General features: G+C 53.2%; 15 protein-coding genes. 7 read left to right on the forward strand and 8 right to left on the reverse strand.

Going from position 1 to position 16,830, the window contains the following annotated elements:
* Positions 1–237: 237 nt before the first annotated feature.
* Genes ACOSDR_RS19805 through ACOSDR_RS19815 form a run of 3 tightly spaced genes read right to left on the reverse strand, consistent with a single transcriptional unit; the run spans position 238 to position 3,083 of the window.
* Entirely contained in the window at positions 238–1,398 is a 1,161-nt protein-coding gene (locus ACOSDR_RS19805; protein WP_420732314.1) for an acyl-CoA dehydrogenase family protein, read from the reverse strand.
* A 6-nt stretch (positions 1,399–1,404) separates the two neighbouring features.
* Positions 1,405–1,716, reverse strand: a complete 312-nt coding sequence (locus tag ACOSDR_RS19810) for an AtuA-related protein (protein WP_420726264.1) — start codon at positions 1,714–1,716, stop codon at positions 1,405–1,407.
* A 2-nt stretch (positions 1,717–1,718) separates the two neighbouring features.
* Positions 1,719–3,083, reverse strand: a complete 1,365-nt coding sequence (locus ACOSDR_RS19815) for an acyclic terpene utilization AtuA family protein (protein WP_420726263.1) — start codon at positions 3,081–3,083, stop codon at positions 1,719–1,721.
* Positions 3,084–3,340: 257 nt separating this feature from the next.
* Between ACOSDR_RS19815 and ACOSDR_RS19820 the strand changes: the two genes are divergently transcribed.
* From ACOSDR_RS19820 to ACOSDR_RS19835, 4 genes are read left to right on the forward strand one after another with little or no spacing between them, the layout of a single operon-like run.
* On the forward strand, positions 3,341–4,126 hold the full coding sequence (locus ACOSDR_RS19820; RefSeq protein WP_420726262.1) for an enoyl-CoA hydratase/isomerase family protein: 786 nt from the start codon (positions 3,341–3,343) through the stop codon (positions 4,124–4,126).
* Between the two features lie 24 nt (positions 4,127–4,150).
* A complete protein-coding gene (locus ACOSDR_RS19825) occupies positions 4,151–4,636 on the forward strand; it encodes a MaoC/PaaZ C-terminal domain-containing protein (RefSeq protein ID WP_420726261.1) in 486 nt (161 codons plus the stop codon).
* On the forward strand, positions 4,633–5,775 hold the full coding sequence (locus tag ACOSDR_RS19830) for an acyl-CoA dehydrogenase family protein (protein WP_420726260.1): 1,143 nt from the start codon (positions 4,633–4,635) through the stop codon (positions 5,773–5,775). Before ACOSDR_RS19825 ends, ACOSDR_RS19830 begins: the two co-directional genes overlap by 4 nt.
* Positions 5,776–5,782: 7 nt before the next feature.
* Positions 5,783–6,874: an NADH:flavin oxidoreductase/NADH oxidase gene (locus ACOSDR_RS19835; RefSeq protein ID WP_420726259.1), complete on the forward strand. Its 1,092-nt coding sequence runs from the start codon at positions 5,783–5,785 to the stop codon at positions 6,872–6,874.
* On the opposite strand, the gene ACOSDR_RS19840 is transcribed toward ACOSDR_RS19835, so the two are convergent.
* Positions 6,875–8,821, reverse strand: coding sequence for a TRAP transporter permease (locus ACOSDR_RS19840; protein ID WP_420726258.1), 1,947 nt, complete (start codon positions 8,819–8,821; stop codon positions 6,875–6,877).
* 55 nt (positions 8,822–8,876) lie between these two features.
* Complete coding sequence (locus ACOSDR_RS19845; RefSeq protein ID WP_420726257.1) at positions 8,877–9,845, reverse strand: TAXI family TRAP transporter solute-binding subunit; 969 nt, start codon at positions 9,843–9,845, stop codon at positions 8,877–8,879.
* Positions 9,846–10,152: 307 nt separating this feature from the next.
* Here ACOSDR_RS19845 and ACOSDR_RS19850 point away from each other — a divergent pair, with 307 nt between their 5' ends.
* The 3 genes from ACOSDR_RS19850 to ACOSDR_RS19860 are packed head-to-tail and all read left to right on the forward strand — an operon-like array spanning position 10,153 to position 12,659.
* Complete coding sequence (locus tag ACOSDR_RS19850; RefSeq protein ID WP_420726256.1) at positions 10,153–10,938, forward strand: enoyl-CoA hydratase/isomerase family protein; 786 nt, start codon at positions 10,153–10,155, stop codon at positions 10,936–10,938.
* A 32-nt stretch (positions 10,939–10,970) separates the two neighbouring features.
* Positions 10,971–11,774 carry an IclR family transcriptional regulator gene (locus tag ACOSDR_RS19855; protein WP_420726255.1) on the forward strand — a complete coding sequence of 268 codons (804 nt, stop codon included), beginning with the start codon at positions 10,971–10,973 and terminating at the stop codon, positions 11,772–11,774.
* Positions 11,775–11,801: 27 nt separating this feature from the next.
* Positions 11,802–12,659, forward strand: coding sequence for an IclR family transcriptional regulator (locus tag ACOSDR_RS19860; protein WP_420726254.1), 858 nt, complete (start codon positions 11,802–11,804; stop codon positions 12,657–12,659).
* Here the strand turns inward: ACOSDR_RS19860 and ACOSDR_RS19865 are convergent, their stop codons facing one another.
* The 3 genes from ACOSDR_RS19865 to ACOSDR_RS19875 are packed head-to-tail and all read right to left on the reverse strand — an operon-like array spanning position 12,660 to position 16,521.
* Positions 12,660–13,448, reverse strand: a complete 789-nt coding sequence (locus ACOSDR_RS19865; protein ID WP_420726253.1) for a CoA-transferase subunit beta — start codon at positions 13,446–13,448, stop codon at positions 12,660–12,662.
* Positions 13,445–14,386, reverse strand: a complete 942-nt coding sequence (locus tag ACOSDR_RS19870) for a CoA transferase subunit A (protein WP_420726252.1) — start codon at positions 14,384–14,386, stop codon at positions 13,445–13,447. The genes ACOSDR_RS19865 and ACOSDR_RS19870 overlap by 4 nt, the downstream gene beginning before the upstream one ends.
* On the reverse strand, positions 14,383–16,521 hold the full coding sequence (locus tag ACOSDR_RS19875; protein ID WP_420726251.1) for an acetate--CoA ligase family protein: 2,139 nt from the start codon (positions 16,519–16,521) through the stop codon (positions 14,383–14,385). Before ACOSDR_RS19875 ends, ACOSDR_RS19870 begins: the two co-directional genes overlap by 4 nt.
* Positions 16,522–16,830: the final 309 nt, after the last annotated feature.

Below are 16,830 nucleotides of genomic sequence, written 5' to 3' on the forward strand. Positions count from 1 at the left end.
ACCGTTGAGAGTCAGTGAGCGAATATAAAACAGAAAATATACTATATTTAACAATGATATATGACTATATAGAGAATATCAGCGTATCCCAGAGGACCCCTAAAAAACTAACTCATAACCTGAAGGTCGTAGGTTCAAATCCTACCCCCGCAACCATATATTCCAAACACTTAGCCCCGCTCTCACCAGCGGGGCTTCTGCTTGGGTAAGCAATAGGTAAGCAGGTGCAAATTGAATTTAGTTCTGGCCTTGGTGTTGTCTAATCATGTTGCGCGCAATAACGAGTTGTTGGATTTGAGACGTTCCCTCGTAGAGACGGAATAGTCGGACATCCCTGTAGAAGCGCTCTACGGGGTAATCGGCCATGTATCCTGCGCCACCATGAATTTGCACAGCACGGTCGGCGACCCGGCCGACCATTTCGGAACAGTAAAGTTTGCAGCAACTTGCCTCCAAGGAGACAGCCTCACCCAAATCTCTCCGACGGGCAGCGTCCATAACCATGCATTTTCCGGCATAAAGTTCTGTGCGACTGTCTGCCAACATTGCCTGAATCAACTGAAATTCGGAAATGGGCGCATTGAATTGGCGCCGGTTCATTGCGAAGCTAAGTGCATCGTCCAGAAGACGTTCCGCGGCACCAACGCAGACGGCAGAAATATGCAATCGTCCTCGGTCGAGCACTTTCATTGCAGTGCTAAAGCCCCGTCCAGCAATCCCGCCGATAATGGAACTGGCCGGGACGCGGCAGTTTTGAAAGACAACATCAGCGGTCTTGGTCCCGCGTTGCCCCATTTTACGATCCGGTAGTCCAACGCTCAGCCCAGGCGTGTTGCCTTCCACCAGGAAGGCTGTGATTCCCTTTGCCCCTTCGATTGTCCGGTCGGTTCGGGCCATTACCGTGAACAAGCCGGCGATGGGCGCATTGGTAATGTATCGCTTTGTGCCATTCAGAATGAAGTCAACTCCGTCCGGATCCGCCGATAGGCTGATTGAGGCTGCATCGGATCCTGAATCTGGCTCTGTTAGCGCGAAAGAACCAATAACTTCTCCCGAGGCAAGGCGTGGCAACCAAGTCTGCTTCTGTTGTTCTGTGCCATCCAAAAGTATTCCCTGAGAACCGATGCCGTTATTCGTTCCAATCAAGGACCGAAATGCGGGTGAGGCGCGCCCCAATCGAAAGGCAAGTTCCACCTCTTCAACCATGGTTAGGCCAAGCCCACCATACTCTTCTGGGATGGAGAGGCCGAAAAGGCCAAGGTCACGCATCTCGGATACGACGTCGGGTGGAATAGCATTGTCTTCATCGACCTGTGCTTCTGCCGGGATCAATCGGTCCCGAACAAAACGGTCGATGGTTTCTGTAATTTGCCGAAAGGTATCAGCGTCAAGTGCCATGCCGGTCTATTCCTTGATTACCGGCAGGCGCAGAAGGCCATTGCCCATTGCCTTGCCGGTTTGGTCAAGTCGCAGTGTTCGGGTTGCGCCACCACCCAAGGCACCGCGCATGATTACAACCACGGCATCGATATTGTCCATGGGGTAAATTTCCACAGCCCCTGTTATCCAGTCGCCAAACAGATCTTTCACCGCTGGCGCAGTCAGGCTGCGTAACAAGGCGGAATAATCTTCAGGGTGTTTGGCGATCACACCGACGGAGACGACGTCGCCTTTATCCCCAGACCGAACATAGGCAATGTCGCGAAGTAATGTCATGCTCATGCCTCCAGAATTTCAACTGTCTGAGAAATGTAAGACCTGGGGATCAGCGTGGACCAGACACCATAGACGGGTCTTGGTTTCATCGGGGTGCCAAAGGATGTGCCACCAGGCCCCATGATCCAAAGCTGTGCGCAGGCCCGTCGGATTTTCTCGGCTTCGGCCTTGCTTTCCGTATGAACCGCAACACGCAGTCCAATCTCCGATGGGTCATAATCTGGCATGGGGGACGCCGGTCCATGCAACATGTTGACGCCGACCAGATCAAAATGAATCGCAGAGGCCTTTAGGCCCAGTCGTTCAAAACGTTCCCCCAGCGTTTGGCGTGCCTTTTCCGCCCGATCCAGCGCATAGGGCCAGGGGAAGAACATCATGCCTTCGCCGATCCACCCATCTTCATAGCCAACGACCATCTTTAACAATTCTGGGCGCGCCGCCCCCGCCATGTTGGTCAGCCGCACCCGGTCATTGCCTTGATCGTCGATTTTCACCTTACAAAAATCTGCAATGCCGTCTGGCATCAGATAGCGGGATGGATCCCCGATTTCATAGACCAGGTGTTCCTTTACGGTAAACTCATCAACACGACCGCCAGTGCCTGGAAGTTTGGTGACGGTCGCGGATCCATTGGAGTCGAATTCGACAATTGGAAAGCCCACGCGCCCCATATTTGGCATGTCGGAAAATCGTGAGGACATGCCCCCTGTTGTCGCCGCCGCGCATTCCACAATATGGCCAACCGTGATCGCTGCGGCGATCCGGTCTGTATATGTGTCAGAATAGGTCCATCCAAATTCATGCATAACAGGGCCAACATACAGCGCGTTATCTGATACCCGCCCGGCAATCACCACATCAGCCCCTTGCTCAAGCGCAGACACGATTCCAGAAGAGTCGGTGTAAACATTTGCAGAAACAATGCGGTTTCGCAGAGCAGCAAGATCCTGCTCCCCCGTATCCATATTGGTAAGGTCGTGCCCGGCCACCAACAATTCATCCAGGCGCGGCAGCATGTCATCGCCTTCAACGACAGCAATTTTTGTGCCCGTCAATCCCAGGTCGCGCGCCAGGTCTCGGACCTTCTCCGCACCAGCCCGAGGATTGGCCCCACCGCCATTACAAATAATCGTTGTCCCGGCCTTACGTGCCAAAGGCAGCAATTCTCGCATATGGGTGGTCAGGTCGGGAACATAGCCCAAGGATGGGTCTTTTAATCGTTGGCGTTGAAGCAGCGCCATGGTCAGCTCTGCCAGGTAATCCATCGACAGATAGTCCAGAGAGCCCTGCTCCAGTAACTCTACGGCCGGGTCCAGCGCGTCACCCCAAAACCCCGACCCAGACCCCAACCGCAGTTGCTTTTTCATTCCCTGCTCCTGATCATTCTAAACGCGGGTCTATGCCTGTCGTTCGCCCACAATTTTGGGGCGTCGAGGCCTCAACAAAACAGCCAAATTCTTCATCTAAAATTGCTTGTTCAAAATGGATTGTCAACGAGTTTTTGAAATTCAATTCCGCAAGATGGAATTATTTATTGACCTAAAAGAGCACTATGCCTAGGGTAAATGACGGTCACGTATGGTCATGAAGCGGTTGGGAAATTCCGCTGGTAAAAGGGATATTGATGATGGGGGCGGATGAGCCGATTCTGTTTCGCAGTCACAATGGTATCGCCCGCATTACGGTGAACCGGCCCCAGCAGCGAAATGCGATCAACATCGCAGCGGCCAATCGCTTGACCGAGCTATGGGACTTGATTGATGACGATGACAGCATCCGCTGTGTCATACTGGATGCGGTACCCTGTGGTACGTTCTGTGCCGGGATGGATCTGAAACAGATGGCAGAGTATCGATCGGGTGGCGACGATATCCTGACCCATATGACAGACCCATTTCAGATGCGGATGCGGACGGTCACTAAACCGATTGTGGCTGCCCTTGTTGGGCACTTTGTGGGGGCTGGTTTGTTGTTGGCGATGCATGCAGATATTCGCATTGCCTTTCGCGAAGCCCTGGCCAGCATTCCAGAGGTCCGCCATGGTCGTGGAACATCCTGGATGGTCCCGATGCTGTGGATGATTCCCCAACCAATTTTGGCTGAAATGGCCCTGACAGGTGCGCCTGTCACGTCAACCGTGTTGGCGCAGTATGGATTTATCAATCATGTCTGCGACAGTATTGAGAATGTGACGCGACGGGCTGATCAGATCGCGACAGTCATTGCAAACAATGCCCCGCTGTCGGTGCGTGCCGCGAAAGCAACCCTTGCGGCGGGAATGGATCTGGGCTGTGCAGAGGGGCTTGCACGCGCCGAAGCGCTGCATGTGCCTGTCTATAAAAGCAATGATGCCAAAGAGGGGCCAAGGGCCTTTGTGGAAGGCCGTCCACCCGTTTGGACCGGCACATAACTTCAAACAGGAAGAGAAACACAGATGATCGACAATCCTTATCCGGACCTGGTCGTAGGGGACGTTAAGACATCCCGCGGGCGCACGCTGACCGAAACGGATGTTGTTAACTTCTGCATGCTGACCGGCAATTGGCTTGAGATCCATTCCAACACGGAGTTTGCGAAAAATGCTCTCTATGGCCAACGCCTGGTGCAGGGGTCTCTCGTTTTTTCCATCGTCAATGCGCTGATCCCCTTCGACTCGACGGTTGTTGAGGCATTCTATGGCATCGATAAGCTGCGTTTTCTAAAGCCAAGCTTTATCGGCGACACAGTTTGGGCGCGGTCAGAAATCACCGCGCTGAAACCAAAAGAGAATGGCGCCGGTGTCGCAACGATGGAGCTGAAGGGCATGAACCAGCGTACGGAAGTAATCTTACGCTGTGACTTCCATCTGCTCATTCGCGCGAAACGTCTCATTCCATCCAGCAGCAATCCCTTTGAATCTGAGGAGCAGTCATCATCATGAATTTCCTGAACACCGAACAGACTACCTGGCGTGAAACCGTGGATCGTTTCATGGAAAAGGAAATCACCCGCGAATACATTCGGGAGCATGATGCCGAACGCGCCTATCCCTATTCTGCCTATGAACGGATTGCCGCAGAAGGATGGCTAAGGCTTCTGATCCCAGAGGAGTTTGGCGGCTTTGGCGGGGATATCTTTGATTACGCCCTTATGTGCGAAGGCCTTGGGAAGTTTGGCTTCGACTTTGCCACCACGGTTCTGGTGCCAACCTTTACAGCGATGAACATCGTCAAATTTGGCAATGATGATCAAAAGGCGGCCTATCTGGAACCGTTTATGTCCGGGAAAATGCGGTTCTCCATCTCAATTTCTGAACCGTCGGCTGGCTCTGACGCCGCCTCAACAAAGACCAGGGCGCGCCTGGATAAGGACCATTACATCGTAAAGGGCCAAAAACTGTGGTGCAGCGGTGCCGCCGCGCGCGATGTTGTGATCGCCATGCTGGTCCGGACAGATTCCGATGTGGCAAAGCACAAGGGACTGTCTGTCCTGCTGATCCCAAATGATACGGCGGGTCTGGACATTCGCAAACTGCCGACCTTGGCGCGGCGTGCCACTGGGACCACGGAAATTTTCGTCGATGATGCGATGGTTCCCGCCAGGAACCTACTGGGCCAGGAAGGGCAGGGATGGGAAATCATCACAGACCATTTGGAATTAGAACGCATCGCAGTGTCCGCTGCCTATGTTGGAAATGCCCAAACGGCGGTCGATGATGCACTGACCTATGCCCATCAGCGGGAGCAATTTAATCAGCCAATTTTCGACTTTCAAGTGATCCGCCATATGTTGGCGGATATGCAAACGCAGGTCGATGCAGCGCGGTTGCTTGTCTACAGGGCTGCGGAACTGGCAGCACGGCATCAGCCCTGCGCGAAAGAAGTGGCGATGGCGAAGTTGTTCTCGTCAGAGACGTTGCAAACTGTTTCCCGCCAGGGGATGCAAATTCTTGGCGGCCATTCGATGCTGCCAGAAGCAGATATGGAGCGTTATTTCAGAGAGGGCATGCAATGCACAATTGGGGGGGGCACGTCCCAGATCCAGCGAACCATTATCAGTAAAGCCATGCGGCAAAGATGAGGGTGTGATGCTGTTCACCCCCCTGAATCTGCGAGAGTTAACACTTGAAAACCGCATCGTTGTGTCCCCGATGCAAACCTATTCAGCGCCACCGGATGGGGCACCGACAGCTTGGCATAGGGGCCATCTGTCGCGGTTTTCGCTGGGTGGCGCGGGGCTGGTTATGGTGGAAGCAACCGCAGTCTCGCCAGAGGGACGGTCGACCAATGCTGATTTGGGACTATGGTCTGACCCCCAAGAAATGGCCTTTCACAGTCTCGTGGACTCAGTTCACGCTTGTGGGTCCCCGGTTGGCCTGCAGATACAGCATGCCGGTCGTAAGGCCAGCACAAACGTCCCCTGGGAGGGGTTCAAGCCTGTGGCCCCGCCCCCGGACGCAGCCGTTATTGGGCCTACGGATATCGGCATTCCTGGCGGGCATATGCCGATCCCCATTCAAACGCGGGATATGGAACGCCTGATTGGGTGTTATCAGGACGCGGCGCTGCGTGCGGACCGGGCGGGATTCGATCTAATCGAAATCCATATGGCGCATGGCTATCTATTGCACAGCTTTCTATCCCCCCTGGCCAACTACCGAGTGGATGAGTATGGCGGTACCCTGGAGAACCGGATGCGGTTTCCACTGCGTGTGGTTGAGGCTGTGCGCAAGGTTTGGCCGAATGCGAAGCCCTTGTCGTGCCGGTTGTCTTGCGTAGATGGTGTTGGGATTGGTTGGTCGATTGAGGACTCAACCGTTCTGGCACAGGAACTGCTTTCGATTGGTGTGGATGTGATTGATTGCTCCTCTGGCGGTATGGCGCTGCCGCGAAAGGATATGTTGGTGCCACGCGGACCTGGCTTTCAGGTCCCGTTTGCCAAGGCATTAAAGGCCCAAACAGGGGCAACGGTAATGGCCGTTGGCGGCATTACACAGGCCATCCAAGCCGAAGATATTCTCCAGCGTGGGGAGGCTGATCTGATTGCGGTCGGGCGAGAGATGCTGGTAAATCCAAATTGGGCCGTGCAGGCCGCAAACACTTTGGATGAGTTACAATCCTGGTCTCACTGGCCGACACCCTTTGGATGGTGGCTGGCACGCCGTGCCAGACCACATTGATTATCCGACCTGTTGCACCGTCTGTCGCCGACCCTGCCAATAGCTGAATGTGGTGATTCCCAGCAGCAGTGCCGCACCGACTATATCGCTCCACGCCGCTGTATAGAATAGCAGGGCTGCGACGGTGTAGAGCGCGATGCGCTGGATCCAATCTAACCTGCTGAGCAAATAGCCTGTTGAGGCCGCCGCGATCGCCATGACGGCCAGGATCGCGATGCCCGCGTCATAGATGATTGTCAGTGCCGATCCCTCCATCAACACACCAGGTCGATAGATAAAGAGGAATGGAATGGCATATAGCGCGATTGCCAGGACAACAGCATGGCCCGATACGCGCCAGAAACTGACATTTGCAATGGATGCGGCGGCAAACACACTGGCGCAAACAGGGGGCGTGATGGCCGATAGAATGGCATAGTAGAAAACAAATAAATGCGCGTTCAATTCAGGGATGCCGAGGTTGATCACAATTGGCGCCGCAATTGCGGAGGCGAGAATGTAGGATGCGGTTGTTGGAACATCCATGCCTAAAAGGATCGAGAGAACCGCTGTCAACAGCAGCACGAAGGTCAGGTTCTCCCCAGACAGGGACAAGATAACCCCAGATACCTTTACGCCAGCGCCAGTTGCTGTCAGCACTTTCACGACAATTGCCGCACAGGCCAGCAAGACGGCAATCATCGCAATCGCCCGCCCGGCTTTATAAAGACCGTCCAGAACCTGATCGGTTAATTCCATATAGGTTGAAACCAGATTGGATACGCCGGATTCCTTCAGCGTCTTTATCGTGCGCAGGATCAACAGGCTGATCACAAGCGTCGCTACCGACGCCGCCCCAGCCAGTGTTGGTGTGAAATCCATCACCAGAAGCAGGACCAATGTGCCTACCGGCAAATACATTGGCAACGATGTGTAGGGATCAATCAACTCACGCCAGGCCGGCAGTTCCGCGCGGTCCAAAGGTTTGATTCCTTTGCGGCGGGCGTGAAAGCCGACACTGAACCACAGTGTTAAGAAATACAGCAGTGCTGGCAAAATCGCGGCTCCAGCAATCTGTGCATAGGGGATGTTCAACATCTCCGCCATGATAAAAGCACCCGCGCCCATGACCGGTGGCATGATCTGCCCACCTGCCGAAGCGACAGCTTCAATCGCGGCGGCGTAGCTCCGTTTGTATCCGGCACGCTCCATCGTTGGGATGGTCACTGGACCCATCGCCATGACATTGGCGACCGCAGATCCGGTCACGGTCCCAAACAGGGCGGAGGACGCGGTGCAGACTTTTGCCTGCCCGCCATAGCTGCGCCCTGCGATCAGGGTGGCCAGTTTAATGAAGATTTCTGTCGCGCCGGTGCTTAGCAGCAAGGCACCCAGCACGATGAAAATTGCGATCACTCGGGTGCCCATATCGGTCATGTAGCCAAACAGGGTCTCGGTCGAGGCATAGTAGGTTTCAATCAGCGTTAACAGGGACACACGGGGTGGTTGCCAGGGTCCCGAAATCAGATCATGCCCAAAATAGTAATAGGCCAGTCCTGCTAAGGCGAGGATGGGCAGGAACCATCCAATTGTCCGTCGTCCCCCCTCCAACACCAATACAATAGCAATGCCGCCTAGAATAAGGTCCAGTGTTGTCAGGTGGACAAAGAAAACGGAGATACGGTCGTTGCTCAACGCTATATGCAGGCAGACATAGTAGCCAAGGAGGGAAAGGCCAATGTTCAGGCCAACTAAACCCCAGCCTTTCCCCTCTTTTAAAAGCGCTACTGCAGCAATCAGAAATATAGATCCAAGGCCAAAGCCTAGAAACACGCCGCGTTGTATCAGCGGTTCCCTCATGCCGATAAATGCCGTGAGGATTTGAAATACGGCATAGCCGATCAACACGATCTTCAGGACAGTCTCTGCCCAAGCGATCGATCGACCTTTGGTTATCTGTTCAATCATTTCTGATGCTTTCGACCTGGATTTATCCGATTGCCTGATAGAACTCTATTGCGGCTCAGTTCGAGGATTTCCAATAGGCCATTGCGCCAGGATGAACGGCAATTCCAATGTCTTCGGTGGCTAAGATCGATTTCTTGAAATCATAGCCAGCAAGTTGCGGCCAGACTTTGATCAGGATTTCCTTTTGCTTATCAATAGATTGAGCAATGCCCTCTGCTGTTTTTTCATCCATCACAGAAAGACGCGTGGCATAGACGATTGGCACTGATGGTGTGGTGAATTCCGGGTTGTCCTTGATAAAGCCCGCTGGGATCGTGATGAAGCCAACGCCGGGAATGTTCTTGCGGATCATTGCCTGTTGTTCCGCAGAAAATCCAAGAATGCGCATGTCGACACTGGTCATCAATTCCTGCAGTGTGGCATCAACGCGATTGGCTGCCGCATATTTGCTGTAGCCGACCAATTGCTGATTGCGCACACCTTCAATTGCATCGGTAACGGTGCCATAGGTGTATTCCGGCTCAATCCCAAACAGCTTCAGGCTTTGAGTGATCAGCAATTCACCGCCGCTTCCGCGAATGCCAGGCGTGAATTTTTTGCCGTTCAGGCCACTCAGATCTGTAATGCCTGAATCGGCACGTACAGCGATATTGATGATGGAATCACTATATGGATATAGCGCGACCAAATCATCGACAGCATTGCCCTCAAAGGCACCGGTGCCCGTACGCGCCTGAACAAAGACGTCACCAGCGACGAGCCCTAAATCGATTTCACCGCGCACAAGGCGCCGCACATTGTCGACACTTGCCCCGGTTTCAACAACTGTAACCGTCGTGCCGGGCATGCCGGCTTCAATGGCTTGTGACATGCCAACTGCAATTTGATAGTGACTTGATGTTGCATTTGTAGATCCAAGGCTAAGTGTTTCGGCCTTAGCTTGACCTCCTGGCATGAGTGAAGACGTCATACCAACAATCAAAGCTGCCCCGGCCAGCAGGGACTGACATTTTGTAAGTTTCATGGATTCCTCCCAAGTATATTTGTGTGTCATCCCCGAGCATCAGTGTGACTTCCCGGGACATCCAATCAATCGCAAGGAAGTTTCCCTACAACTGACTGTTGCTGATTGTGCCTTTTTGTATCTTTCCTGCTTGGACGCACGATTCAACATAATGAATGCAGCGCCCAATTGCCCTCTTTTCAGCATCAGCACGGTGACATGGATTTATTACGCATACAACAAAATTATGAAAACTAATTCCGCACAGTGATTTTCTGTTATATGCTTATTTTGGAGCCTTGATGTGTTGTTTGGAGGAAAAGGATTTATGTCTGCTGAAGAAATTGTCCGGTTCGATTGTGCTGATGGAATTGCTACAATCACATTGAACAGGCCGGAGCGCCGCAATGCCTTATCCATCGCAGCGGTCGAACGTCTTTATGATTTATGGGAAACCATTGATGCGCGACCGGAAATTCGTGTCGTGGTGCTGACGGCGGCTCCTTGTGGCACCTTTTGTGCGGGGATGGATCTAAAGGAAGCAAGCGAGATAAAGGTTAAGCAAGGTGTTGATGTTCTGACGTTATTAAGGGACCCTTTTCATCAGCGCATGCGGGCGGTTCGTGCGCCCATTATTGCTGCAATGACGGGTCACTTCGCGGCCGGCGGATTTATGTTATCGCTGAATGCCGACATCAGAATTGGTGTGGCCGGAACATCGGGCGGGATCACAGAATCGAAGCGCGGGCGGGGGTCTCCCTGGGCTGTTCCCCTTCTATGGCAGGTGCCACAGCCTCTCTTTATGGAAATGGTTCTGACAGGAGAGCCGCAAACAATCGAACGGCTGTATGATCTTGGCTTTATCAATTATGTGGAGCCCACAGCGCAAGCTGTTCTGGATCGTGCTGCTCGGCTGGCCAAGGTAATATGCGAAAATGCGCCTCTATCCGTTGCTGCAGGCAAGAAATCCATCCTGTCTGCGATGAGCCTTGGTTGTGAAGGCGGACTTGATGAAGCCAAGCGAATATACGAACATGTTTACGCAAGTGAAGATGCGCAAGAGGGGCCAAGGGCTTTCGCAGAGAAGCGAGCTCCCGTATGGCGTGGGCGATAGACTAAACATATTTGTATTGGAACCGTTAGGGAATGGCCTCAGTCAGCGCAAAAGACCCTGTTGAAGTCGTTTCCCTGGGACGCGGGCTTCAAATATTGCGATCTTTTCGTGCCTTGGATGCACCGCTTGGTAACAAGGAAATTGCAGAGCGCACCCAACTGCCCAAAGCCACGGTGGCTCGTTTGACCTATACCCTCTGTAAAATGGGATATCTCCGGCAAATCGGGCCCCATGGACAATTTCATTTAGCCGACAAGGTGACGGGATTGGGGCATTCCCTGTTACGCACACTTTCAGTGCGTCAAATCGCTGATCCCTTAATGCAGGAGCTTGCGGATAGATTTGAAATGTCTGTGGCGCTGGGCATTGGGGATGGTGCAGATATGGTCTATCTCAACTATTGCTCTGGCCCAGAAACGGTAACGATGCGGTTGCGCGTCGGATCGTTGATTCCAATCGCGCATACGGCAATGGGGCGGTCCTATATGTGGGGATTGGCTGAGCCAGCCCGACGGCATCATATGGAGATGATCCGGCGCAGTGTCGGACCGGAAAAGGCGGACAGTGTTGAGGAGATGCTGACGGAAGAAATTCATTCCGTGGAGGAGAAAGGCTTCTCTGTTTCCTTTGGCGATTGGCGTCGTCAGATTTATGCAGTAGGCGCTCCAGTTTGGCTGGATAATGGTGAAACTGTGCTGGCCTTGAATTGTGGCACCCGGGCGATTGGTTTGGATCGGGCGCGGTTTCCAGATACTTTAGGGCCGGAACTGATATCGGTTTCTAACGAGATCAGTCACAGAATGAATCAATTGGGTGCAAATTTTTGGAGCGAATAGGCTCCACAATGAAATGGCACAGTGCATATGGTGAATGACATGAATGATCTGGATGCCGAGTTGCCCCGTGAACGAGTGCGTCGCCGCCGCAAAAGTGGTGAGATTTCAGACGATCGTGATTTTGTGAATGCCCTGGGACGCGGCTTGATTGTGTTGGAGGCATTCTCGGCATCGAACGAAATTTGGTTGAATGGCATGGAAGTCGCGGAACGCGTTGATCTGCCAAAGCCGACCACATCGCGCCTATTACAAGCGTTGCGCAGCCAGGGGTACCTCTATTATTCGCCCGGCCGTCGTCAATATCGCCTCGGCGCATCCGTGCTCAGCCTGGGCTTTGCCGCGCGTGAGCCCTTCAGTTTGGGCGATTTGGTGAAGCCTTATCTCAGAGAATTGGCTGATGAATACAATGTCCATGCATCCCTCGCCGCGCGAGATCGGTTGGACATGATTGAGCTTGAGGTTTGTCACAGCGTGAACACGCTGATGACATTGCGGTTGGAGGTCGGATCTCGCATTCCCCTGGCAGGGACGGCAACGGGGCACGCTCTTTTTGCCGCTTTGCCTGACGTTGAGAGAGACTACCTTTTCGAGCGATTGCGCGAGCGTCACCAGAAACACTGGGCCGAATTGGAAGCAAGCATCAACATTGGACGCCGTGAGGTTGAGGACGTTGGCTACACTACCGCCTCAGCCAGTTGGAATACGGATATCAATGGTGTCGCAGCGCCCTTAATCCTGCCGGGCGGCGCTTCCGTCTATGCATTGGCATGTGGGGCACCTGCGCGTCATCTGACGCAAGCCAAGCAACGAAAGATCGGTCAACGGTTAGTGGAGATCGCGCGCATGCTGGAGGAGCAATTGCGAAGTGGGGCGGGCACGCGCTGATCAAGAACGCAGCAGGCCTTTCGGGTCAACGACGTCGCGAAGCAATTGCAATTCATTGGGGGCGGGCGGGTCGGTTATCTCGACATGCTCCGGCACCAGAAGCTCAAAATCAGTCTGGGCAATCACGTGATCCACACTTATCCCCTCATGCACTGATTTCAGGCGCATGCGGAATGTCTCGGGGTCGAAATCCATCACCGCAAGAGGTGTCACACAGTATTTCGGACCATACTGCAGTCCCGCTGCATGATAACTCTCCGGGCCTTGCAGATAGCCAGGGGAGGTTATGAAATCCACCTTCGGGACGAAGGTGCGTTTCGTATGGACCGTGGTGCAGATGTAAAATCGACGGGATGTGACGGCATAGGATATATTTGCCGCCCCGGGACCGCGCATAACTGGTGCATCAATGGTTCCACCGATGTGATGCAGGTTGATGTTTCCATACTGATCAATCTGCATCCCGTTATGGAAGAAGAAGTCCAACCCGCGGTGAGAATGCGCAAACAGTTCCAAGAATGTCTCCGCAGCCTCACACGCCCCGAGAGCTCGGTCATCCAACATTGAACTCCAAAGCTGTTTTGGATAGGGATTGACGAACATCTCTCCAGCAATGGAAAGGTTGGGCGCATGCCGTAACCGGGCTAACAGCATCGCGGCCATTGGTATCGCTGCTGAGGCACCTGCTGCCCCTAATTCACCGTCGGTAAGATCACGTGATAGAAACACCGCCTGCATTTCGGCGGGTGAATAATCGGGCGCATGATCGGCGGACCGGGTCGTCATCATAATGCTTGTGCCTCCGCGACCAGTTCTTCCATGCGCGTATCTCCACCCACGGTGGTGAGATAACCTTCTTGATCTTGGGGTGCGATGACGTGCCGTTCGATATAGGCCTGTAAGTTTGCATCGCCGGTGGGGGACCCTTTTCTTGCGGCTTCGGCATAGGTAGCATAGGAATCGATATGCGCCTCATCGATGCTGTAATTCGGAAAGCTGCCCGTGGGATGCGCTCCGAATGGAATCTCTACAACAGCATCAACATAAATGCAGGGGATAGAGGTTTCTCGAGGGCGTGAGATGATGTCACCACTGGGCACGATTCGATCAACGCTCACTAATACGGTATCCGCACTGCGCGCGATCATCTGATCCGCATAGGTCATGGTTGAGAGATGACGAATGTTGCCAAACTCATCCGCCTCTTGGGCGTGCAGTAAGGCCAGCTTTGGGCGGATAGCCTTGGTCGCGAAAAGCTTCTCACCGGTAAAGGGACATGTGATCTCCCGAATTAGCGGATTATATTTGATGACATCAGATCCCTTCCAGGCGGCTACTGGTTGAAAGGGAACACCGTTCGCAGCAGCGAGAAAACCACCGACAACGGATAGAGCATCAACGCAATGTGCTGTAATTGTCCCGGCCTCAACTGCGCGTCGAAAAGACGGGCACATATGGGTTTCTAAGGTGACTGCGGGAAGGAATGTTTCTGCCACGCATCCTGCGGCAATTAATAGATCGACATCAAAACCGGAACCGGGGGAGGAGATGATCTTTAGTGCTGTGAGACGCTGTCGAATTACTTCCCGTATCAGGGCCAGCGGGCGGCCTTGTTTGAACAACCCACCGATTGCCAGCAAGTCCCCATCTTCAATGGTGTTCGCCAGAAACCCGCCAATTTCATCAAAGCGGATGCGTTTTGTCTTTCGCCCAGTGGCTGCGGTCATGCTGTCGGGCCTTTACCAAAAATCGTAGCATCTAGAACCCAGACACCATCCCCCGCCTTCCCCACGCCGATGGGATTGATTTCTACACCTTGGAAATCAATCCCCAAATGCGGAGCTAAGGCGGCAAAGGCCTCTATGAAATCAACAAGGGCGTCCACGTCCAGTGCGGTGCGTCCCCGCATGCCATGCAGAATGCGGCTAATTCGACAATTGTTTATCATGTCGACAATCTCTGTCCGGTCCAGCGGCAGCAATCTGGTCGTCACATCCTTCAACAATTCGGTATAGATGCCCCCAGCGCCAAAGGTCAGGACCGGTCCAAATTCTGGATCAATGCTTAAGGCAAGAAATACTTCGGTTTGTGGGCGAACCGTCTCACTGATCAGGAAACCTTCCATGGAAAGTCGATGCTTTTGCGCGCTGGCATTCATTTCCTGCAGTCTCTGTCGCAAGGCCTCTTCATTCGGCAGGGCCACCGCTACCAGTCCATATTCGGACTTATGAACAACCCCTTCGGCCATGCCTTTCAGGGTGATTGGATAACCGATTTTTTGGGCCTCTACGCACAGCGCGTCATGATCATTTGGCGCCAGGAAGGCTTCTGCAGGAAACGAAAATCCTAAAGATTTCAGGTGGCGTTTGCTGTCGGCTTCATTTCGGGCTTCATCATTGATGGTTGGTGCCCCCTGAATGCTCAGTTTGGGTAACCCTTCCCGAATTAATCTTGATGGGGTGGCGCGGGCCTCAGCAAAAGTGGAGGCTGCGACGACGGCGGTGGTAAAGCTGTCAATGCGGCTGAATACTGGAACACCTTGTTGGCGAAGCGCTTTTAGTGCATCTGCATTGAAAATTTCAGCGGGCCATACGACGGAGATTGGTGCGTTGCCACCCTTTTCCTTGCGCCAACGGGCCATTGCATCGGCAACGGCATCGCTGACATCTTTAGCCCAGGGGGCAACGATTGGTGTATTGGCGATAGTCACCGCATCAAACGCCGGGTCATCCAAGAAGGCGTCAAGGCAGGCTGCAAAGCCACCTGCGCGGCGGAAGGGAGTACCCGCAATATCGACTGGATTTTTGACGGATAGAAAGGGGGGGATGTCCTGTCGCATCCGCTCGATTGTTGTCTCATTTGGTGCGGGCAGGGTGACCTTGCCGGTTTCTTCCAGCGCATCGGCCAAACAGCCACCCAACCCGCCTGATAGGGTCAGTATCCCAATGGCTTTTGCTGGTCTGGATTTCACCAGGTAATGCGCTGTGGGCAAAAGATCTTCGATGGAACGAACATCAATCCAGCCTAGTTGCCGCACAGCAGCATCATAAGCCCCACGGTTACCAATTAGGGCCCCCGTATGGCCTGCGGCAGCTCGCCTTCCCGCATCGGAGCGTCCAGTCTTGTACAGCACGATGGGTTTATTGGCGGCCAGCGCCTTTTGTGCGGCGGCAACAATTTTTGGGGTTCGACGAAAGCCTTCGACATATAATGCGATTGCAGATGTGTTAGCGTCTTCGACCAGGAAATCGATGTAGTCCCCTAGATCGGTGACCGCCTCGTTCCCTGTGGAAATCAGATAACTCAATCCGATGCCGTCGTGAATTGCGTGTTCCAGCATGGCGCTGCCCAGGGCTCCGCTCTGAATTACCAGTCCGACCTCGCCTGATTGGGGCAAGCCTGCTGTAATACGACTGGTTGAACTCATCGCGATGCGGCTGTTGAAATTGACATAACCGGTGGTATTGGGCCCCAACATTGCCGCGCCATAGGATGTCACCAGATCGACAAGTTGCGCTTGCAACGCAGTGCCCGCCTCGCCAGATTCGGAAAATCCACCTGTAATCACCAGGAAGGCCCGGGTTCCTAATGATAGACCTTGTTCGATTGTCTGATAAACATCGACCGCTGGGACGGACACGACAACGCAATCTGGTACTTCAGGCAGGTATGACAGATTGGTATATGTCCCCTGTCCATCAATTGTTGTCTGCTCTCGTGTGATCAGGTCAATGTGATGTGGATATCCGTGTAACCGCAAGTGATCGAATATTGCCCGACCACCAACTTGAAAGGTTGCCTTCTTGGTGGAGACACCGACGATTGCTATGGATTTTGGATTGATAAGGCTTTCTATAGACACGGCTTCATCTTTACATTGTTCAGTCTGGGAAGGCTTAATGCATAAAATCAGGTTCAGTATAAAAATCAAGAAAATAAAAATATGTTCCGCATAGTGGTATTGGTTTGATTTTCAAATTAAACGCATACTGTAAATGCCCATTCGCTGGGCGTTGAAGAATGGCTCATAACCTGAAGGTCGTAGGTTCAAATCCTACCCCCGCAACCAAATATTCCAACGGCTTAGCCCCGCTCCACACAGCGGGGCTTTTGCTTTAGGGCTACTTTGGGGCTACCTTTTTAAATCCGCTAATGTTTAACTGGTTGGACA

The organism is Hwanghaeella sp. 1Z406 (assembly GCF_048892425.1).
Taxonomy (GTDB): domain Bacteria; phylum Pseudomonadota; class Alphaproteobacteria; order UBA8366; family Aestuariispiraceae; genus Pacificispira.

Coding starts and splice junctions, on each gene's coding strand:
- ACOSDR_RS19805 (WP_420732314.1), bottom strand. CDS start 1,398: ATGGCACTTGACGCTGATACCTTTCGGCAAATTACAGAAACCATCGAC.
- ACOSDR_RS19810 (WP_420726264.1), bottom strand. CDS start 1,716: ATGACATTACTTCGCGACATTGCCTATGTTCGGTCTGGGGATAAAGGC.
- ACOSDR_RS19815 (WP_420726263.1), bottom strand. CDS start 3,083: ATGAAAAAGCAACTGCGGTTGGGGTCTGGGTCGGGGTTTTGGGGTGAC.
- ACOSDR_RS19820 (WP_420726262.1), top strand. CDS start 3,341: ATGATGGGGGCGGATGAGCCGATTCTGTTTCGCAGTCACAATGGTATC.
- ACOSDR_RS19825 (WP_420726261.1), top strand. CDS start 4,151: ATGATCGACAATCCTTATCCGGACCTGGTCGTAGGGGACGTTAAGACA.
- ACOSDR_RS19830 (WP_420726260.1), top strand. CDS start 4,633: ATGAATTTCCTGAACACCGAACAGACTACCTGGCGTGAAACCGTGGAT.
- ACOSDR_RS19835 (WP_420726259.1), top strand. CDS start 5,783: ATGCTGTTCACCCCCCTGAATCTGCGAGAGTTAACACTTGAAAACCGC.
- ACOSDR_RS19840 (WP_420726258.1), bottom strand. CDS start 8,821: ATGATTGAACAGATAACCAAAGGTCGATCGATCGCTTGGGCAGAGACT.
- ACOSDR_RS19845 (WP_420726257.1), bottom strand. CDS start 9,845: ATGAAACTTACAAAATGTCAGTCCCTGCTGGCCGGGGCAGCTTTGATT.
- ACOSDR_RS19850 (WP_420726256.1), top strand. CDS start 10,153: ATGTCTGCTGAAGAAATTGTCCGGTTCGATTGTGCTGATGGAATTGCT.
- ACOSDR_RS19855 (WP_420726255.1), top strand. CDS start 10,971: ATGGCCTCAGTCAGCGCAAAAGACCCTGTTGAAGTCGTTTCCCTGGGA.
- ACOSDR_RS19860 (WP_420726254.1), top strand. CDS start 11,802: ATGGTGAATGACATGAATGATCTGGATGCCGAGTTGCCCCGTGAACGA.
- ACOSDR_RS19865 (WP_420726253.1), bottom strand. CDS start 13,448: ATGATGACGACCCGGTCCGCCGATCATGCGCCCGATTATTCACCCGCC.
- ACOSDR_RS19870 (WP_420726252.1), bottom strand. CDS start 14,386: ATGACCGCAGCCACTGGGCGAAAGACAAAACGCATCCGCTTTGATGAA.